This is a genomic window from Enterococcus sp. AZ071 (genome assembly GCF_050499065.1).
Taxonomy (GTDB): domain Bacteria; phylum Bacillota; class Bacilli; order Lactobacillales; family Enterococcaceae; genus Enterococcus_A; species Enterococcus_A ferrettii.
In genome coordinates this window covers 1,186,578-1,206,113 of record NZ_JBIPAS010000001.1, presented here as the reverse complement: position 1 = coordinate 1,206,113, position 19,536 = coordinate 1,186,578, and the positions used below count along the sequence as shown (strand labels likewise).

At 35.1% G+C, this 19,536-nt stretch carries 17 protein-coding genes and 2 riboswitches; of the genes, 14 read left to right on the top strand and 3 right to left on the bottom strand.

The genetic code is table 11. From position 1 onward, the window contains the following. Positions 1–8 precede the first annotated feature (8 nt). The 7 genes from IGI49_RS05970 to IGI49_RS05940 all read left to right on the top strand — a co-directional run bounded on the left by IGI49_RS05970 (position 9) and on the right by IGI49_RS05940 (position 4,662). Complete coding sequence (locus IGI49_RS05970; RefSeq protein WP_429963782.1) at positions 9–296, top strand: PTS sugar transporter subunit IIB; 288 nt, start codon at positions 9–11, stop codon at positions 294–296. Continuing rightward, positions 297–809 carry a YjbQ family protein gene (locus tag IGI49_RS05965; protein WP_429963781.1) on the top strand — a complete coding sequence of 171 codons (513 nt, stop codon included), beginning with the start codon at positions 297–299 and terminating at the stop codon, positions 807–809. It abuts the gene before it with no gap. Positions 810–814: 5 nt separating this feature from the next. Continuing rightward, positions 815–1,483: a ribulose-phosphate 3-epimerase gene (locus IGI49_RS05960; protein WP_207703023.1), complete on the top strand. Its 669-nt coding sequence runs from the start codon at positions 815–817 to the stop codon at positions 1,481–1,483. A 10-nt stretch (positions 1,484–1,493) separates the two neighbouring features. After that, complete coding sequence (hxlB, locus tag IGI49_RS05955) at positions 1,494–2,048, top strand: 6-phospho-3-hexuloisomerase (protein ID WP_207703024.1); 555 nt, start codon at positions 1,494–1,496, stop codon at positions 2,046–2,048. Between the two features lie 442 nt (positions 2,049–2,490). Beyond that, positions 2,491–2,787, top strand: coding sequence for an ArsR/SmtB family transcription factor (locus tag IGI49_RS05950; protein WP_207703025.1), 297 nt, complete (start codon positions 2,491–2,493; stop codon positions 2,785–2,787). Between the two features lie 113 nt (positions 2,788–2,900). Further along, the gene (locus IGI49_RS05945) at positions 2,901–4,085 is read left to right on the top strand and encodes an MFS transporter (protein WP_429963780.1); all 1,185 of its coding nucleotides are present in this window, start codon (positions 2,901–2,903) and stop codon (positions 4,083–4,085) included. A 1-nt stretch (position 4,086) separates the two neighbouring features. Next, positions 4,087–4,662, top strand: coding sequence for a nitroreductase family protein (locus tag IGI49_RS05940; RefSeq protein WP_429963779.1), 576 nt, complete (start codon positions 4,087–4,089; stop codon positions 4,660–4,662). Between the two features lie 556 nt (positions 4,663–5,218). Here IGI49_RS05940 and IGI49_RS05935 read toward each other — a convergent pair. Together IGI49_RS05935 and IGI49_RS05930 are read right to left on the bottom strand one after the other, a co-directional pair. Further along, on the bottom strand, positions 5,219–5,998 hold the full coding sequence (locus IGI49_RS05935) for an ABC transporter ATP-binding protein (RefSeq protein ID WP_429963778.1): 780 nt from the start codon (positions 5,996–5,998) through the stop codon (positions 5,219–5,221). Positions 5,999–6,125: 127 nt separating this feature from the next. Beyond that, positions 6,126–7,841, bottom strand: a complete 1,716-nt coding sequence (locus tag IGI49_RS05930; RefSeq protein ID WP_429964973.1) for an ABC transporter permease subunit — start codon at positions 7,839–7,841, stop codon at positions 6,126–6,128. A 98-nt stretch (positions 7,842–7,939) separates the two neighbouring features. After that, positions 7,940–8,107: riboswitch (M-box (ykoK) riboswitch) on the bottom strand. 361 nt (positions 8,108–8,468) lie between these two features. Between IGI49_RS05930 and IGI49_RS05925 the strand changes: the two genes are divergently transcribed. After that, positions 8,469–9,353 carry a LysR family transcriptional regulator gene (locus IGI49_RS05925; RefSeq protein WP_429963777.1) on the top strand — a complete coding sequence of 295 codons (885 nt, stop codon included), beginning with the start codon at positions 8,469–8,471 and terminating at the stop codon, positions 9,351–9,353. Between the two features lie 342 nt (positions 9,354–9,695). Here IGI49_RS05925 and IGI49_RS05920 read toward each other — a convergent pair whose 3' ends face one another. Next, on the bottom strand, positions 9,696–10,820 hold the full coding sequence (locus IGI49_RS05920) for an LCP family protein (protein WP_429963776.1): 1,125 nt from the start codon (positions 10,818–10,820) through the stop codon (positions 9,696–9,698). 1,841 nt (positions 10,821–12,661) lie between these two features. Continuing rightward, positions 12,662–12,828: riboswitch (M-box (ykoK) riboswitch) on the top strand. 94 nt (positions 12,829–12,922) lie between these two features. Between IGI49_RS05920 and IGI49_RS05915 the strand changes: the two genes are divergently transcribed. From IGI49_RS05915 to IGI49_RS05890, 6 genes are all read left to right on the top strand, one after another. Continuing rightward, a complete protein-coding gene (locus IGI49_RS05915) occupies positions 12,923–14,530 on the top strand; it encodes a phosphatase PAP2/LCP family protein (RefSeq protein WP_429963775.1) in 1,608 nt (535 codons plus the stop codon). Between the two features lie 491 nt (positions 14,531–15,021). Further along, a complete protein-coding gene (locus tag IGI49_RS05910) occupies positions 15,022–16,983 on the top strand; it encodes a BglG family transcription antiterminator (RefSeq protein WP_429964972.1) in 1,962 nt (653 codons plus the stop codon). After that, the gene (locus tag IGI49_RS05905; RefSeq protein ID WP_429963774.1) at positions 16,976–17,428 is read left to right on the top strand and encodes a PTS sugar transporter subunit IIA; all 453 of its coding nucleotides are present in this window, start codon (positions 16,976–16,978) and stop codon (positions 17,426–17,428) included. The genes IGI49_RS05910 and IGI49_RS05905 overlap by 8 nt, the downstream gene beginning before the upstream one ends. A gap of 1 nt (position 17,429) precedes the next feature. Further along, complete coding sequence (locus IGI49_RS05900; protein ID WP_429963773.1) at positions 17,430–17,741, top strand: PTS fructose transporter subunit IIB; 312 nt, start codon at positions 17,430–17,432, stop codon at positions 17,739–17,741. Positions 17,742–17,759: 18 nt separating this feature from the next. Continuing rightward, the gene (locus IGI49_RS05895) at positions 17,760–18,860 is read left to right on the top strand and encodes a PTS fructose transporter subunit IIC (protein WP_207705214.1); all 1,101 of its coding nucleotides are present in this window, start codon (positions 17,760–17,762) and stop codon (positions 18,858–18,860) included. Further along, on the top strand, positions 18,860–19,525 hold the full coding sequence (locus tag IGI49_RS05890) for a bifunctional 4-hydroxy-2-oxoglutarate aldolase/2-dehydro-3-deoxy-phosphogluconate aldolase (protein ID WP_429963772.1): 666 nt from the start codon (positions 18,860–18,862) through the stop codon (positions 19,523–19,525). Before IGI49_RS05895 ends, IGI49_RS05890 begins: the two co-directional genes overlap by 1 nt. Positions 19,526–19,536 lie beyond the last annotated feature (11 nt).

Genomic DNA, 19,536 nt, shown 5'->3' with positions numbered 1-19,536 from the left:
AATACATCTTGAAAAAATTGTTAGTAATCTGTGGTGCTGGCCACGCAACCTCAACTATTGCAGTATCAAAAATCAACAAGTGGTTAGAAGCTGAAAACTATACAGATCAGGTTAAAATCTATCAATCTAAGATTGCGGATGAATTAAACAAAATGGATGAATACGATGCCGTTGTCAGCACGACGATTGTTCCAGATTCAATAAAAGATAAGGTAATCAATGGATTAGGCCTGTTAACCGGAATTGGAGCAGATAAAATATTTGAAGATGTAGCACGACGATTGGAACTGGAATAGATGATCAAACATGACACAATCAAATTGCATACAATAGAAGGGCGTGCTTCCTATCATGATTTACGCGATGATTTGGTTCGTATGGCATTAGAATCTGGGGTGGTAGATGGTGTGATGACCATTACTACTCCCCATACAACATGTTCATTCTTCTATGAAGAAACGATGCATGACGTGAATTATTTTGGAGACGATTTTCTACACGTGGACATTAATGAAGCGATGGAAAAAGTAGCCCCAATTATGACGACTGAGGGACAATATCACAGCCCTGGACCAGAACATATCGCTTTTGGAACTTCGTTGAGTGATCCCATTTATCCTGCTGAGAAGTGGGTAATGTTGAATACCGATGCTCATTTAAAAGCATCGATCTACGGTACTAACTCGCAGTCACTAATCTTAAAAAATGGAGAGCTGCAAATCGGTTCTTTAGGACGCGTATATTTTGTTGATTGGGACCGTTTGCGTGAACGCGAACGATTAATCAATGTGGTAATTATGGGGGAATAGCTTTGATGAAAGAGTATATTTTAGCACCTTCACTGTTTAGCTCGCGAATCAGTCGTATAGAAGCAACCTTAAACGTATTAAAAATGACCGAAACAAAATGGCTGCATGTAGATGTGATGGATGGATGTTTTGTGCCAGACATGGCTTCAGGACCCAGTATTGTCAAAGAATTAAAGGAAATTGATGATACATTATTGGATGTCCATTTGATGGTGGAAAGACCTGAGAAAATTGTTCCGGCTTTTCTGGATGCGTGTGCGGATTCTATTACTTATCATGCTGAAGCAACAAATAATGGTGTGCACATCATTCAAATGATCAAGGAGCGAAAAAAGAAAGCCGGCGTTGCTATCAGTCCTGCCACTCCTGTGTCATTGTTAGAACCGATCCTTTCCGAAGTTGATCTGGTATTAGTCATGACGATCAATCCCGGCAGACCTAACAAAGATTTTATCGACTCAACTGTTAATAAGATTGTAGAACTGAATCGGCTAAGAAAAATACATGACTACCACTTTTTAATTGAAGTAGACGGTAAAATCGATAATAAAACGATTAAGCCCTGTGCCAAAGCAGGAGCAGATATGTTTGTTTCAGGTGGATATATTTTTAGTAAAGAGAATAAAGAAGCAGAAATGATTACAAATTTAAAAACGGCCCTAGCGGAAGTTTAGGAGGAGAAAATTGGAAAATTATACCTTGTGTATTCTCAAGGAACTTACTCAAAACGCAAGAAAAATTAATACTGAACAAATTTCACTTGTTCTTGATAAAATAAAAAAAGCAAATCACATTTTTCTTTCTGGTGTTGGACGATCAGGGATTGCGATTCAAGCGTTTGCCAATCGACTGTTACATTTAGGGTTTGAGGTAAGTATAGTTGGTGAAATCAGCTCACCACACTCGTGTCCCGGTGATCTTTTGATCATCTGTTCTGGTTCGGGAGAAACGACTAGCTTGAGATCTTTAGCTGAAAGAGCTGCTGCTAACAGAGTTGACATTGTTCTCGTAACCATGAAGGCCGACTCAACTATTGGCAAGCTAGCTTCTTCGATTTTAACGTTACCTGGTGTAACTAAAGATGAAAACAATCGTTCTTTGGAAGGCTTCAGTCAACCCATGGGAACAGCTTTTGAGCAGTTAGTTTTCTTGACATTTGATAGCTTGGTCTTGAATTTAATGGATGAGAGTGGAGAAACTTCAGAAACGATGTTTAAACGGCATGCTGATTTTGAGTAAATAAACCTTTAAAGCAATTTTTTTATCAGAGTTTTTAAAGCAAAAATGGAATAACTAATGCCAAGAGGCTGGGACAAAAGAAAGGATGTTAATCAGCTCAATCATTTTTTCTGTTCGGAATTTGAAGTCATCTTTTTATTTATGCCTCAGCTTCCCCTTAAATAAAATATCATCACCTATAACAGATTCTTTAATAATTGTTTCTGATCTTTTCCACACGCATTCAGTTGGGGGTGATTTTTGGATAAATACGTTTTCGTCCAAAAGAATTTTTATCTTCTGTTTATTTAAGTATAATCACCTCATTTCTATATTTCTGAACTAATAGAAGTACCAAAATAAATCCATTACACGATTATGAACAATTTCATTAGACATAAACTAACGATACAAAATTACCATTAGACTTGTAAAAATAGAAGATTAGTAATATGATAGTTTTATGAATATGAAACTATCGCAACGACAAGAAGATGAAACGAGAGTAAAAATGTTAAAAGCTCTAGCTGATCCTGCAAGATTGGAAATTATTCGCCTACTTAAAAATAGTGGTAAGGAAATTGGTTGTGGAGAGGTTGGTGAAAGTATTGATTTAAGTAAATCAACCGTTTCTTATCATTTCAAAGCACTTAGGGAAGCTGGATTAACATTTACTAGAAAGGAATCTAGAGAAAAATTTGTTTCATTAAACTATGATGCTTTTAATAAGTATCTTTCGGGATTCCTAGATTCACTATAGAATCTGGGTTTCTTTTTCTGCGATATATTCATAATCCCAGAATAAGCGTAAATTATTATTCTATAGTTCTATATTTTTAGAACAATCAAATTAATGCGACTGGAGTTGTTTTTATGAAGAAATATTCTTTTATCTTTTTCTTAGTCATGTTTTTAATTGGTACTGATACATTTTTAGTATCTCCACTTTTACCTACTTTATCAGAACTTTATGGAATTTCATCAAGTATATCAGGTTGGATGGTAAGTGCTTATGCTCTAGGTTATGCTTTGTTTGCGTTAATAAGCGGTCCTTTTTCTGATGGAAGGGATCGTAAAAAAGTTATGATTTTTGGTTTTATCGGTTTTGCTTTATCAACATTTTTATGCGGATTTGCAACAAGTTTCGAACTAATGATATTATTCAGATTTTTAGCTGGGGTGAGTGCATCTTTTGTAACTCCACAAGTATGGGCTTCAATACCTGTCATTTCACCTAAAGAAAAGATTGTAAAGATGATGGGAATGGCTAGTGCTGGATTGGCTATTTCACAGCTTATTGGAGTTCCAATTGGAAGCTATCTAGCTGTAATATCTTGGAGAGCCCCATTTTTCGCAATCTCAGGCGCTTCACTTATTATGATATTAATAGTAAGTACGATTTTACCTTCACTAAATATTCAGAGTCAGATAGCACAAAACTCTTCAATTATAAAGATTTATAGAGGTTTACTAAAAAATAGTCTAGCTCTAAAGTATCTAGTTGCTTATTTAGTTTTTCAAACTGGAAACTTTTGTATGATGACATTTATTGGATCTTGGTTGACTAGAGATTTTCATCTAGGGGTTTCTGGTGTTGGTACAGCAATGATTGCAATTGGAGCAGGAAATCTAATAGGAACATTGTTTGGGAACAAGCTAATAGCTCGATGGGGAATACCAAAATCATTACTTATTGGCATTCTATATCTTTGTATTCTTTATTTTATCGCACCATTTTCTAGTTCTCTGATTATGGCAGAAGTGGTATTAACTTTAGCTTTTGTTGTCAATGGATTCATCTTCCCAATATTTATGACTACTTTACAAAGTACGACTACTACAGCAAGAAGTACGATCTCCTCTCTGTCAAACGCAGCGATGTACACTGGAACGACAATCGGGGGAATAGTAGGTGGGATACTATTTACTAGATTTTCTGGTTTCTTTGGTATAGCTTTCTTTACAATTGCTACTTATTTAGTAGTATTGCTAATTTACAAGGCAGGAGGAATTTTCGATAGTAAAAAACAGGAAACTAGTAAAGGAAGTGTAAACTAGGATGAATGAAGTGATTAAAACTATATCAAACCATGTTTCAAACAGAGTTTTTGACGAGGATTTCAAAATTGATGATAAGAAAATACAAATAATAACTGCTTGCTTAAAGAATGCACCTACTCATATAAACGGACAATTTTACAGTGTAATAATAGTTAATGACAATGATAAAAAGGGCAAATTAGTTGAGTTAAACCCGTTGAACAGTCATATGTTAAAGTCATTAGTATTTTTGCTTTTCGTTGCTGATTTTAATCGTTCAAAAATTATAATGGGTTCGAAAAACCTAGAACATGATTTTGGGACAAATATTGATAATCTGTTGGTTGTAGGAATTGATGCTGGATTAGCTGCTATGAACGCTGTCAATGTTGTCGAAAGTCTTGGATTAGGATGTGTAATTGTAGGAGGTGTTAGGTATCATGCAAATAAGATAATTCAATTGTTTGAACTTCCTGAATACACATATCCATCTATAGGGAAACCACTAGATAAACCTGGTAAAAGACCTAGAATTTCAGCTAGATTTAATATTTTTGAAGAAAAATATGACAGCATACCAAATGATTTTTTCTAAGAGTATGATCAAATCTTAATGGAGCAGGGAATAACACACGATACGACTTGGAGTGACTATATCGCAAATTACTTTTCTAATGATACTTTGAAAAATATTACAAAGGACAACTTAAAACAGCAAGGGTTTTTAAGTTGAAAAATGAGATAAAGTTTGATAAAACAGAAATCTAATTTTATTTTATAGGCATTAGGAGTGACGATTCTAGGAATTGTCACTCCTTTTTTGTGTTCAAAGGAAAAAATCTAGTAGATGTAAACCGTTTTGGAAGTGATAATTCTGGGAATTATCACTTTTAAATTAAAAATAAAAAGGGCTTACATTTTCGTTATTTACCGTATTCGCCTCTTAAATTGTGGCATAATCATCCTATTTGTAATTGCTTAGTTAGATTTTATCATTCAGCGGAATATGTACTATTATATTTTTAATGCCTGTTGCAGTAAGCAATAATTGCTGCTACAACAGGCATAAGAACAGTGACGAGTTAAAATTATAGTAATAAAGAAGGGTGCGCTCCGAGTAATCAATGAATAAAATACGTCGCTCGAAGAAATTAGTCTCTAGATATCATAATCATTTCTTCAGTGATTTTTTCCACAATGTTTATAATTGTTTTTGGAGAGCGAAGTTTTCTAGGGATATCGATTGGATAAACTTTCGCTATACGTCCTGGATTCGAGTCCATTAAAATTACTCGATCAGAAAGCTGAACAGCCTGTTGAATATCATGAGTAATCATTACAATTGATTTTGTAGCAATTTGATTTTCTAACCAAATTTCTAATAAATCATTGGATAGCTGGCTAGCAGTGACGATATCTAGTGCGGAAAAAGGTTCGTCTAACAATAGTAAGCTAGGTTCAGTCGCTAGTGCTCTGGCAAATCCAACCCGCTGCTTCATTCCACCAGACAGCTCGCGCGGATAAGCTTTCTCAAAGCCATTTAAACCAATCATTTCGATCAAGTTTTTCACTCTTCTTTTTACTTGTTCGCGTGAGAGCCCACTGCGATTTTCTAGACCAAAACTGATATTTTTTTCGACGGTCAGCCAAGGAAAAAGAGCGAAATGCTGGAATACCATACTTATATTTGAGTCAGGTTCTGATATTTTTTTGTTTTCGAAAATGATTTCACCGGTAGTTGGTTGTACGAGTCCTGCAATACTTCTTAGTAAAGTTGATTTACCAGTTCCCGATTGCCCGATAACGCTCAGAAATTCATTGGTTTTAACGGTTAGATTAACGTTATCTAGGACTTTCAAATTCTCCTTATGTCCTTCAATTTCAAATTCTTTATAGACAGATTTCACATTTAACAATTCTGTATTTTCCATAATAGTTTTGCATATTTAAGTATTCAAACCTAAATATACTTCTCCTTTCAGCTTAAGACCAGATCTCATTTGTCAAAATTACTTCTCTTGTAGTCAACATATTTAGTATGAACAGCTTTTACTAGTATTAATAGTGGAACCGATCTTTAGCGATTCGATAAAGAGGTTGCCAAATAAATGCAATACATAGTCCCACAATAAAACACATGGACAAAGTCCCTAATGCAGACTTGTCTTTTATGCCATCGTTGATCGAAATATAGTGACCTAATCCTGTGACATCAATTTGTTTTTTTCCCCATTGAATGCTTTCAGCAGCGATGTCCGCATTCCATGCTGCACCTGCAGCATTAATAATCGCTGTAATGATGTAAGGTAAAATAGACGGGATGAGATACTTAACCCACCATTGCCATTTAGAAAGCTTAAATATCTTTGTTACATCACGAATCTCATCAGGAATTGCTAAATAACCAGCAATAACATTGAAAAAAAAGTACCATTGGCAACCTACCATGATGAGCGGCAAAGTCCACCATTCTAGCTTGTTAAAACCAATACTTATGAAAATAACGATGAACGGCGTATAGATATTTGAAGGGATCGAACCTATTACTTGTCCAATTGGTTGAACAACATTCAATCGGCGATTATCGCTGGCAACCCAAACCGCTAATGGTATGAAAATCAATCCAGCAACAATCATCGCTAACGTTACTCGTAAAGTGGTATCCAGCATCAATTTTGGAATCAAACTAAAATCCTGGTGTGGCAAGAAATAATAAAGTTTGATTGACCAATTTATAACTAAAATAGCTAAGAGAACATACCAAAGAGTTTTGAAAAAATTTCGAAGCTTCGCTACTTTTTTATACAGACAATCCAGCTTAAGGAAATACCAGATCTTAGGCAGTTTATAAATCCAGAAAAAACTAAAATTAGCAAATACTCTTGAAAAATATTTAGTTATAGAAGCATGCTGAATCAACTGATAAACCAATGATTTTGGTGGAATTGAACTTTCGATATCCGCTTCATACTTGAAATAGTAGGTAGCCCTGACTAAAGGTTGAAAAACTAAGAAGTTAAGGATTACAACATTAAGCAGTAATGCCAAGATAGCCCATAAACATGCTTTAAAATCTGCGCGGTCTAATGCTACCTGAATATAGGAACCAATCCCAGGTAGAAAGAGTGTCTTCTCTTTTGACAATACAACAGAAGCTTGCTCACTGGCTACTAAGGCAAACCAGGCAGCAGTTTGCGAAATGATCACATTCCATAGCAATCCTGGAATCGAATAAACAAACTCAAGTCGCCAAAATTTTTGCCAAGGATTATACTTGAATTGATCGGTCACATTGAGCAAATCAGAAGGAACGACTTCCATTATTTGATAAAGTGTCAGCATAATGTTCCAAGCTTGCCCTGTAAAAATTGCAAAAATTGCGACACATTCTAACCCCATCACATTTCCTGGAAATAGGCCAAGTAAGCCAGTTGTTGTAAAGGTTAAAAAACCTAATAGCGGAACAGATTCTAAAAAGTTGACTAATGGTAAAATAATCTGTCTAGCCGTTTTATTTTTTGCTGCCAAAATGCCAAAAATAAAAGAAAAGAGGAAAGACCAGGCCATCCCGACAATCATTCGAAACATCGTGCGAATGGAAAAATAGAAGAGATTGCTTATCGCCAGAAAGTCATTTTGAGGTCTGGCTACTGATAAAAAATCCTCTGATGGCAAACTATTAAGAGGTCGATTCATTTTTATACTCGAGAAAACCATAATAAATAGAAACAAGGTGAGAATGACTATTATAGTAGTGTTTCTAAGAGCTTTCATGAGAGTAGATTTTTTGGTGATTGGTGCTTTTAAAACGTTCAAAATAAAAACCTCCTAAATAATCATATTAGGAGGTTACTCAAAAAAGAAAAGATGATAATTAATCACGTAATTGAGCTTTGGCTTTCTGAGACGTAAGAAAATAAATTCTAGTTATCTTAGGAAAGCCTTAATTCGACAATCCCTGCTTTACTCGTTACTGTCTCTCGACATTTCCGAGCGATAACCTGTGTTCTTCAGAGTAACCTCACCTAATATGATTCTATTTTGTTGTGCAAATTTATAATACTCGCGAATTAGAATAAAACAACTAAAAATTTGTTATTGGTACTTCTTAGCAGTACCTATTGTTATTAGATAAGGGTCTTTGATACTTTTCGCTTTTTGTGTAAAAACTTTCAAGAATAATGGAATAGAATGTTTCTCCAAGTGGAGAGGAAATAATTTGTCATTTTTCAAACGAAAGGAAATGTTTTCGAGAAATCAACGATAACCTATCGGAAAACTTGTTCCAAAAGTTAATACCAATTAAAGAACGTAAGTTATAAAAAAAGTTTCCTTGTTTATAATACAAATAGGGTGCAAAATTAGGTTGACCTAAAGTAAAGACGCTGGGATGTGGTGAAAATGTCAATTGAAAAATTAGAGTATTTCTACGTTATTGCCAAGTACAACAGTCTTTCTAAGGCTTCTCAAGAATTGTATGTCAGCATATCATCTTTGAGCTCTGCTTTAAAAAGTCTTGAAAATGAACTTGGATATGATTTATTTGTTCGGCAAGGGAAAAGGTTGATGTTAAGTGAGAGTGGGGAAAAAATTCTGCCTGCGGTTGAAAGGATATTAGAAGAAGTTAAAAAAATTCAATTCCCTTTATATCAAAGAATTGACCAGCCTATATTTAGAGTAGGGGTGAGTGAGTCGGTCCTAATATTTGAAGCGAATGAATGTACAGTAAAAAGAGAGAGGTATCCTATAAACTATATTAATGCCGCGCCATTGGATCTGTTAAATAGATTAAAGCGAAGAGAATTAGACTTCGTAATTACAAATAGCCTAGTTGAAGATTCTCAATTAGAAAGAGCTTTATTGATCCATTCAAAGATTTTGATTGTTGCACATGAATCGTTAGTAAAAAGTGATTTAAGTGAAATTGCGTCTAAGGATTTAGAAAAAAGGCCCTTTATAATTTTGACGGATCAATTAGGACACAGACAATTAACTCAAAAAACAGCTGGTTTTTTCAACATTATTCCTCAGTTTCTTTATTGCCATGATAGTCTGGGAGTTCAAAAGTGGATAAATGAAAATAGAGGATTTTTAGTAATTCATGCAGCCGAAAAAGAGTTGCTATCAAGCGATACTATTAAATTCTTTTCTTTACCCAACGAAATGGAAATAGACTATTATCTATATAAAAATAGAAACAATGATCAGTTATTTAATCTTGGAGACATTGAAGAATACTTAAAAGAAGTATTTGCTGAAATCGAAGGACAAGACAACATGAATTGAAAATAAGTATAGGTTATCAGTGAATTTAAGTTAGGAAGGACAAAAACATAGTTTTCTTTATTGATTTTTTTCTGTTTGCAGTGTCTATTTATCACATGATAGTGCAGACGTAACCTGAATTATAGCAAAAAAATTTCAACATACGAAAGCCAATGCTATAAGAGATTGGAAGTTGATCAATGTGGCCAAGTTTGTCAGACTATGAAAGAAGAACTTGTGAATAAAACAGAAAATCTGAAGGTGAAATACCTGATACCAACATCAGTATTTCACTTTCAGATTTTCTATTTTGTAGAGAACTTTTAGATCGTACTCTTTTTCTAAAAGAATATAGTTTACCGATCAAGGAACAAAACCATTTTTTGTTTCAACAATAGGCAATTCGCCAGTTTCAGTATTACCGGGTGTTCCTATATAAGTATTTCCATAGAGCGAGGTTGATTCTTGATCTTCAGAATCTGGATCTTGTACAGAGTAATCACTTTGATAAAGATATTGACCATTCGTGTGGAAGACGAAATCTTTCTTGTCACGGGCATCTTTTTTATCAATGCCCAGACTCACTCTTAACTCATGGCTTACGTATTGAATGCTATCCGGATAAAGTTCAACCATGCTGCGGTCTTGATTGCTAAAAGTTCGCCAATCAAAAGTTAGTTGTTGCTTTTGATAGTTCTCATAGGTCAAACCGTTTTTTAATAATGCTAGAAGCTGATCAGTTGTAATATCTGTTTGGATGTTATTATCAAAGGAGTCGATAATTTTTGTCAGATTTTTTATAGTTGATTTTGATTTTAATTTTTCTCCAACGGCTTGAATAATTTCTTGTTGGCGAAACCCTCTCATGATGTCGTTATCGCTATGACGCTCTCGAGCATAAGAAAGAGCTTTTGTACCATCCACATGTTGTGTTCCCTCATCAAAATGAATTGCCCCTGGTCCGTCTTTAGTCACACCATCAAATGCCTGCTTTACATTAATAGTTATTCCTCCAATTGCATCAATAAAGTTAATGAAAGATAAGAAATTAAACACACAATAATGATCTATTGGAATGTTAAATAGTTTCTCTACTGTATTAACAGATGCAGCGGGACCGTTAAAGGTGTAGGCAGCTTCAATCCGTTGATTTCCATGATAGTTTTTAGCAATTATTGGAACAAAACTATCCCTAGGCAAGCTGCAAAAGGTGATTTTTTTATCCTTTTTATTTAACGTAATGATCATCATAGCATCAGTTCTTGTCGTACCCAATTTTCTTTCATTAGTGTTGTCTAAGCCCATAATTAGAAATGACTCGCTGTCATTTTCACTTGAGGACTTAAAGTTATTTTTTATTGGATGATAACCGTCAGCCATCGTTTTTTCTAAATGGTGGTCAGTTAATAAGAAATAAGCTGAGACGGCAATAGTACACATCAAAATTACTGTGATGAGTAATAGGATTTTCTTTTGTGTTGTTTTCATTGGAATACTTCCTTTCTTTTTGACCATAAATTGTAGCCGTGAGATTAACAAATCATTAGCACTTTTGTATAAAAAGCGGGTTTAATTTAAGGACCGTTCAGATAATGTGAGGAAACAGTCTTATCATATTCGGAATAAATGCTAATTGAGACTTGTATATTACGAATGGCTATCTTCTGGTGTATTCACACAATGGGTATTAAATGACCTGTATAGAAAAGAAAATATCAGCAGATATCTGAGTATATAATAACGATAATTGGTAAACGTTGGTAGATGATATTTCAATCTTAATAATATATTTAAAAAGAGAAAAAATAGGATATATATTGCTTAATAGGCGAAAAAGCTTTACGGAAAAATCAAAAAGCAGATAAGTTATCATTAGGGAATATTGATTTAAAATAACGATTATCTGATATGATAGCTCGATCAATCATATCTTCCGGTATGTTTTGGATAATATACTTTGCTATTTAGCGAAATTATCAGGTTGTTTAGAATTTGAGAGTACGCATAAAGTATCCTAATTGAGTGATCTTTCTGAAAAGACTCAAATTTTTTATAAAGAGATTATGTTGGGGTGAGTGAGAGTTTTTTCGGAATATATACGAGGGTGTTTCATAATAATGGGAACTGTATCAGTGAAACTTTGCTCTTTTTAATTCTCAAGAAAAAGGCCGGGACAAAACTCATGACTTTGTAACAGGGTTTAAAAAACGATCAAGAATTTTAGAAAAATTGGCTCTTTTCTAAAGGTAAACAGGAGGCAAAATCTACGGGGATTTTTTTAGTGTTACTCGAACGGCAGTAGAAACTGGCTTAGATCTTCGAAAATATCGGATTCATTTATTTGAAAAAAGCACCTAACTTACCTAATCAATCTCCCACTGTATTAGCAGTCTACTTGTCATGAACTGCAGATATTCAGGATAGATGCGCACTGTCTCTCACGCTTACATCCAACCTTTTAGAGAAGTTCTATTGATTAAAAAACACGATAAGTATGCTGGATAGTATCCTAAACAAAAATAAAAGTCATTATTCTGACCTGTATAAAAATAATGTCTATAACAAGAGCTCGCAGTTCTATCACTAGAGCATCTCATGTTTCTGGAGGCGTTTGTTCACTATGAAACTTTGAGGAGGATATCGTCCTATGCAAAATATTAATAAGCTGCCTTCATGAATTTAGAAACATTCTATGCTTAACGACATCAAGGCAAGACAAGTAAAGACTTCAATAGAAAAAAACTTTATTCATAATCTTTAAAAAATCTCCTAAAGTTATTTATCCAGACGAAAATCCGTTCGACAAGCTACGCACTGGTAAGATGACCCGCGAAGTAGCTCCTTGAGTAACTGCATGATCATCTTATTCAAAATATCAATAATTTGGGTGATGGTTGTTCCTCGATAGCCTGATTCAGTATAAATCCTAAGTAAACTGGTGTTTTTGGGTAACACATTTATCAGATGCAACACTTCCAATAGTGGTGTCATACCAATTTGCAGGATATATCTTAATATAAAGGAGATTTATGAAAGAAATTGTTATAAAATACCCATTTCTGACAGTTTCATTTGATAAGTAGAGATTTCTACTAAAATGGATGTCAGAACATGAAATGGATTTGCCTGTATGATGCAATTCCTTTAGGTGATATAGGATTACCTAAGGTTTGCTCTTCTAAAAGAAGGCGATGCACGGATGCTGATTTTTCAATATAATACTTATTTGCTTTCTTGTAACACGATTGAAATAATTTAAAAAAATACTAAACTTACTCAAAATGATTGAGAGTAACCCGCAATCAATTCTATACTTCTGTGGTTAGATAAAATAACCTTGTTAGGTGAGGCTCCTATCCAAACATAGGCTATTGCGCAGAAATGTCGAAAGACACCAATGTGTAAAACAGGAATGGTCGAATTAAGGCTCTTCTAAAAATAGCTAAGAGAAATCTTTACGTTGGATAGTGCTAAAGCTCAGACGATGAGAACCGATTGGTTTGCTGCGTTTTTTTAGAAAGCAGCAAGCACTTATTTACGATCGATGCTGGCTTAGTCTACTCTTTCAAGGGAAAAAGAAAGGGATTCTCATGCAAACATCGAATAAAAAATTTCCGCTTTATGCCATAACAACCATTTGTTTTGCCTTCCTCACACTGTTAGTGGCTGCCAGTCCAAATTGGTTTCAACAAATGGACGAAGCAATTTATCACATCAAATGGCAATTAAATGCCCCGATGTTAACGGCTGTCAGTCTGTTGGCAAAAACAGCGACGATTGGCCCTATGTTCCTGATCTTCTTATTATTTATGATTTATCTTCTGCATAAAAAAGAAAAAATCCTTGCCTTTTGGCCAGTTAGTAACCTGTTAGCTGTCGGTTTCTTAGGGAGCGTTTTTAAACATGTTGTCGGCCGAGCTCGACCAACTCTGGGCGCTTTAGCCGATCGTAGTTCCGCGAGTTTTCCTAGTGGGCATTCGCTGTTAGCGATGTGTCTTGTCTGTACAATTTTTATCACTTTAAACTATCTCAATGTTAGAAAAACTAAAGGCATCAAACTTTTTTTAATTGTCTATCTCGTACTGATTGTATTAGGACGGCTCATCTTACGTGTGCACTATCCTAGTGACATAATTGCTGGTATGCTCCTAAGCTATAGCTGGGTAAATTTTTCGTTCAGTATTGTACAACGTTATTTGCAAGCACCTGTAGAAGAAGCCTCAGCCCAACGAAGTCGGCGACATTCTCGTAAAAGAAAAAGTTTATTCCTAGTGTTCAGTTTGACCCTTTTATTTTTAGGAACTCTTTCTGTCTCGGCTTATGGTATCAGCATGTATCATAATTTGAAAAAAACGGCGAATACAATGTATAAACCACGAAAATCGTCAACTAAAAGTCCAGATTTAGCTAAAGGAGAACCCGTTAGTTTCTTAATTATGGGAATTGCAAATGATTCAAAAAGAAAAACGGATTACCGCTCCAATGCTTTAATGGTGGTTACTGTTAACAATCAATTAAAAAAAACAACCATTACCAGCATTCCACGAGACTATTATGTGGAAATGGCGGGCACTAATGGTGAATGGAATAAAATCAATGCGGCCCACGTTTTCGGTGGTGCCGATATGCAAATCAAAACGGTAGAAAACGTCTTACACATTCCTATCAGCCATTACTTTTCTGTGGATATGGATGCCATGAAGGACCTTGGCGATGCTGTCGGTGGTGTCACCGTGAATAACGCCTTTGAATTTGACGCTGAAGGTATTCATTATCCGAAAGGCAAGCAACATTTAGGCGGATGGGAAGCTTTGCAATACGCACGTATGCGTTACGAAGACCCCGAAGGCGACTATGGTCGTCAACGCCGCCAACGAGAAGTTTTAGTTGAGATAACAAATAAGTTACTTTCTTTTAACAGCTTATTAAAGTATCAAGAAATTCTAGATGTTATTGGAGAACACGGCGAAACCGACTTATCCTTTGACCAAATGATGGCCATGTTAAAACAATATACGCCTGCACTAAAAAATATCGAAACCGATCAATTGAAAGGTTATGATTTTACAGGTGATGGTGTGACAGGTATTGAAGGAATCTCTTATCAGCTTGTAGAAGAAAGCGAACGACAACGCGTCGAAAATGCCATTAAAGAACAAATGGGTATTAATACAAAAGAGGATGAACAAAATCAATAATTATATCCCGTATAAGAGGTTGTAACAAAGCGTTCAACTCTAAGAATTAAAAAAATATCCGAAAATAGTTTTTTCTATTTTCTGGATAGTTCGACTTAGGTCCAAAGAAATTGCTTTAGGAACACCATTTATTCGCAAAAAAAGCACGGAGCATAATCATTATGATTAATGTTTCGTGCTTTTTTTGTACATTGAAAAAAATAGGGTTCTTATTTAACGACGTTTAACCTTATCAACTTGATTTTTCGTCAGTAAACGAGAAATTTACAACTGTTGAGCAGGCTTGATAAGCCTTTCTGCAGGACTACATTGAAGTGATAGTGATAAAAAGAACTTTAAATTAGTTACGATTGATCTAGCTTCGGATTCTATTTTATTATATGTTTAGAAAACTTCAGGAATTATCTTGAAACTAGATGTGATATCCAAATACAGGAATAAATGTTAAATTACAGATACAGGGAAGCGCTTCCCTGAAAGGAGTGGAAATCATGCTTGAAATAAGCAAGCGTCAGCATACACTATTGAGATTGCTATTGGAGCAAAAAGATTTTTTACCGGTAAATCATTACTCCAAGATTTTATCTATCTCCGATCGTACGTTGTATAAAGACATCGATAATTTGAATAAAGTATTAAGGAAAAGGGAAATTGAAATTATAAAACGGCAAGGAAAAGGAATTTGTATAAGTAAGTCGAATTTGTCAAATGATGAAATAATAAAAAGCTTCGGTGAGACTTCGATTCAAATAGACTTCAATCAGTTTCCACTCGAACGACAAATAAAAATAGCTGACTACTTATTATTAAGGAACGAAAAAGTATCCTACCAGCTTTTGTCTGAAAAATTTTTAGTCAGTAGAACCTCTATATCAAATGATTTAGATCAAATACAGACAATTATTGAAGGAAGCTCAGCATCAATTCGTTCTGATAATAATGGAACAAAAGTAGTTGGAAAGGAATCTGAAATACAAAAGGCAATCAAACAATATGCTTACTTTATCATTGATAAATCAGACTTAACTAGTAGTTTTAAAGTCCAATTTCCTGCCTTATTATTTAGGTTTTTATCTAAAGACATTATCGAAAAAGTTTCTATGCTCCTGCACACAAATGATTACTTTGATATCGATAAATTACCAGATAACTATTTTCAATCATTGGTACTGTCAATTGGTATACTCATTTCTCGATTGCAAGAAGGGGTTCATATTGAACATCAAGATAATTTCTTGTTTGAAAATGTGGAGTCGCTTAAAACATTCTTTTTAACCAATGAATTAGTAGAGCATCTCGAATTAAATAATAGTATCAAGTTTGATTCAAACGATTTTGAATACCTAAATCGGCAATTAGTTGCACACGGATTTGAACCGCAATTAAAAGATACAACGACTCAGAAGCAATACGATGCCGTGGTAAAAAAAATGATCAAGGAAATGAGTGATTCAATTCAGGTTGACTTAACTAGTGATGACAAATTATATATGAATATCCTTTATCACTTAGTGTCCATGATCTATCGATCCAAATTAAATGTTCCAGTTAGTAATCCGCTTTTGGAGGAAATAAAACGAGAATACTCTGTTTTATACAGTACAACATGGCTAATATTGGCTGGAATTGAGAAAGAATTAGGCATTCGATTAACCGATGATGAAGTTGCGTTTATGATGATACATTTTCAGGGCGCAATTGATCGTATTTCAGAGAATCGAAAGATATTAATTGTTTGTCCCACAGGAATCGGAACGTCAGAGCTGATTGCTAATCGCTTAAAAAGAGTGTTTTCTCCGCAAGATATTGTGGAGGTAACCTCGCTGCGAAAACTTTATAAAAGAGACTTGAGCAAGGTCGATTTAGTGATCTCCTCAGTACAACTAGAAAAAATTGAAGTTCCCGTAACGTATGTTTCTCCTTTAATGAGCAAACAAGATTTAAAAAAGGTTTCTGCAACTTATTTGGATTTATTCTACGATGAAGAAGAATCGAATGATCACTCTTTTGAACATTTAGGCAAAATAATCGATCCGACTATGATTTTTCTAAATGAAACAATAGCTACTAAAGAAAAATGCATAAAAAAAATCACTCAAAAACTCTTGCAAGATAATTTAGTTACAGATTCTTTTGAGCAAGCTATTTGGGATAGAGAGAAGTTAGGCGTGACAGATCTTCCAACCGGAGTAGCGATTCCACATCCGTCACCGTCAACAGTTAAGGAAAGTAAGTTAGTAATTATGACATTGATAAAACCAATACGTTGGAATCTTCGAATGGTTAATACCGTTTTAATGATCTGCGTAGCAGAAAAGGACTTAAAGGATATAAAAGGTATACTGTCAGAAATTTATCGGATCGTTGAGTCAAAAAAAAATGTCGATCGCTTTATCTTTGGTAAAACAAAAGAAGAAATAATGAAAGTATTAGGAGGAGATAAAATTGATTGATGAAGGATTAATCGTGTTGGATTCAGTGTTAACAAATAAGGCGTCCATCATTTATCACTTATCAGAAAAGGCAAAAGAGCTAGGTTATTTAAATAATAGCGCTCGTTACATTGATGCTGTGAACGAAAGAGAAGAAGAGTTTTCTACAGCAATTGGCTATGACGTAAGCATTCCCCATGGGAAATCGAAAGAAGTGATCAATCCTTTTATCTGTTTTCTTAGAACGAAACAACCAATTCAATGGGACAATGCTGGTAAACCCGTTGAGCTAGTATTTATGTTAGGAATACCAGAGGAGAACAAAACAACCTTTCATTTGAAAGTACTTGCTGAAATTAGCAAAAAACTTTTAGATGACGGTTTTAGAAATGATTTGTTAACCGGCAACAAAGAGTTGATTTTAGATTCATTATATCAAGTAGAAAAAAAAATAGGAGGAAACTAACATGAAAATCGTTGGAGTATCGGCATGTCCTACTGGAGTAGCCCACACATACATGGCACAAGAAGCATTGGAAAAAGAAGGAAAGAGAAGAGGATACGATATTAAGATCGAGACTCAGGGTAGCATTGGTATTGAAAATGAGGTTACTGAAGAAGAAGTAGAGGAAGCAGATGTAGTCATTTTGGCTGTATCCGTTTTTATAGAAAATGAAGAACGTTTTGAAGATAAGTTGACTATTCATGCTGATGTTAACGACGCGATCTCATATCCTGCGAAAGTGTTGGATGAAGTTGAAAAATTGGTGAACGGTTAGGAAGCAGAGGAGGAAAAAATGACTATTAAGACGATTTTAAAGGAAGTTCAAAAAGCATTTCTGAGTGGAGTCTCCTTTATGATGCCGGCAGTAGTCGCTGGAGGTATTATGTTGGCTATATCCCTAGCTACTGGGGAAAAAAGCGATACAGGAGTGGTTGTTACCAACGAATTAATGCAAAATATTAATTTATTAGGTAAAGCAGCTTTTGCTATGATGATTCCAATTTTAGGAGGCTATATCGCTTATTCGATTGCGGGTAAGCCCGGGTTAGCACCTGGCATGATTCTTGGTTTCCTTGCAAATAATGCTGTGACTGTAAACGGGGTAGAAGTGAAGTCAGGATTTCTAGGTGCGATGCTTTTAGGGGTTGCAGCGGGATATTTAGTAAAGTGGATGAAGAAATGGAAGGTCAGTAAAACAATTAAAACTATTTTACCGATCCTGATTATACCGACTATTTCGGTTTTCGTTCTTGGTCTGATTTATATCTATGTTATTGCTACACCATTAGCCTTTCTGATGAACGGATTAACTAGCATCATGAGTAGTTTAAACGGGAGCAGTGCGATTTTGCTGGCAGTATTTATTGGGTTATTTGGAGAGGTTGACATGGGAGGACCTATCACCAAATCTGTTTCGATGTTTACCCTAGCACTTATGAATGAAGGTATTTATGAACCAAATGGGATGTTTAGAATTGCTGTAGCGATTCCACCAATTGGTATCTTCTTAGCAACATTATTCTTTAGAAAGAAATTTACTGAAGGTGATCGGGATGCAGCAGTTGCGGCTGGCATTATGGGGTGTATTGGAATTACTGAAGGAGCTATCCCCTTCGTCGTCAGTGACATGAAAAGAATATTACCCTCAACAATGATTGGAACCGCAGTTGGATGTGTAATTGGAGCGATTGGAAATGTGAAGTGTTATGTTCCTCATGGTGGATTTGTTGTATTGCCTGTGGTTGATAATAAGCTATGGTTTATTGCCGCAATTGTTGTCGGCTCTTTGGTGACAGCAACGATACTCGGTTGTCTAAAGCCAGTTTTAGAAGAGACACCCGCAAAAAAGAAAGATAAGGCACAGGTAGCGGATTTGACAAAGGAGAAGGCTTAATGAAATCAGAAGTAAATGATTTTATCGAAGAAAATAAGGTTATTGCAATTTGTCGTGGGATTTATGGAGAGAAATTGATCAATCTAGTAACAGCTTTGAACAATGGGGGAGTGAAATTGGTTGAAGTAACTTTTGATCAGGGGGATCCAGAATGTTTGATTAAGACTTCGAATGCCATTGCTTCGTTAGTTAAGGAATTTGGAGATGAAGTAAAAATTGGAGCTGGCACTGTTTTAACCAAGGAGCAAGTTGAGTCAGCTCATCAATCAGGAGCAGAATACATTATCTCACCTAATACGAACCCAACTGTTATCAAACGAACAAAAGAATTAGATATGATCTCAATGCCTGGAGCACTTTCACCAAGTGAGATAATTATGGCGAATGAAGCTGGGGCTGATTTTGTCAAGGTGTTTCCTGTTAGAGCATTAGGAACAGGCTACATCAAGGACATTCTTGGACCAATCAATCATATTAAGCTGATTGCTACTGCAGGTGTGACACGAGAGAACTTGCAAGACTATCTTGATTTAGGATTCTGCGGTGCTGGGATTAGCGGATATTTGACGGATAAACGTTTGGTAGATTCAGGTGATTTTGCGACGATAGAAAATCATGCTCAAGAAATGATGAGTATTGTCAGAGACAACAAAGTCTTAAGTTAATACCATTGTTG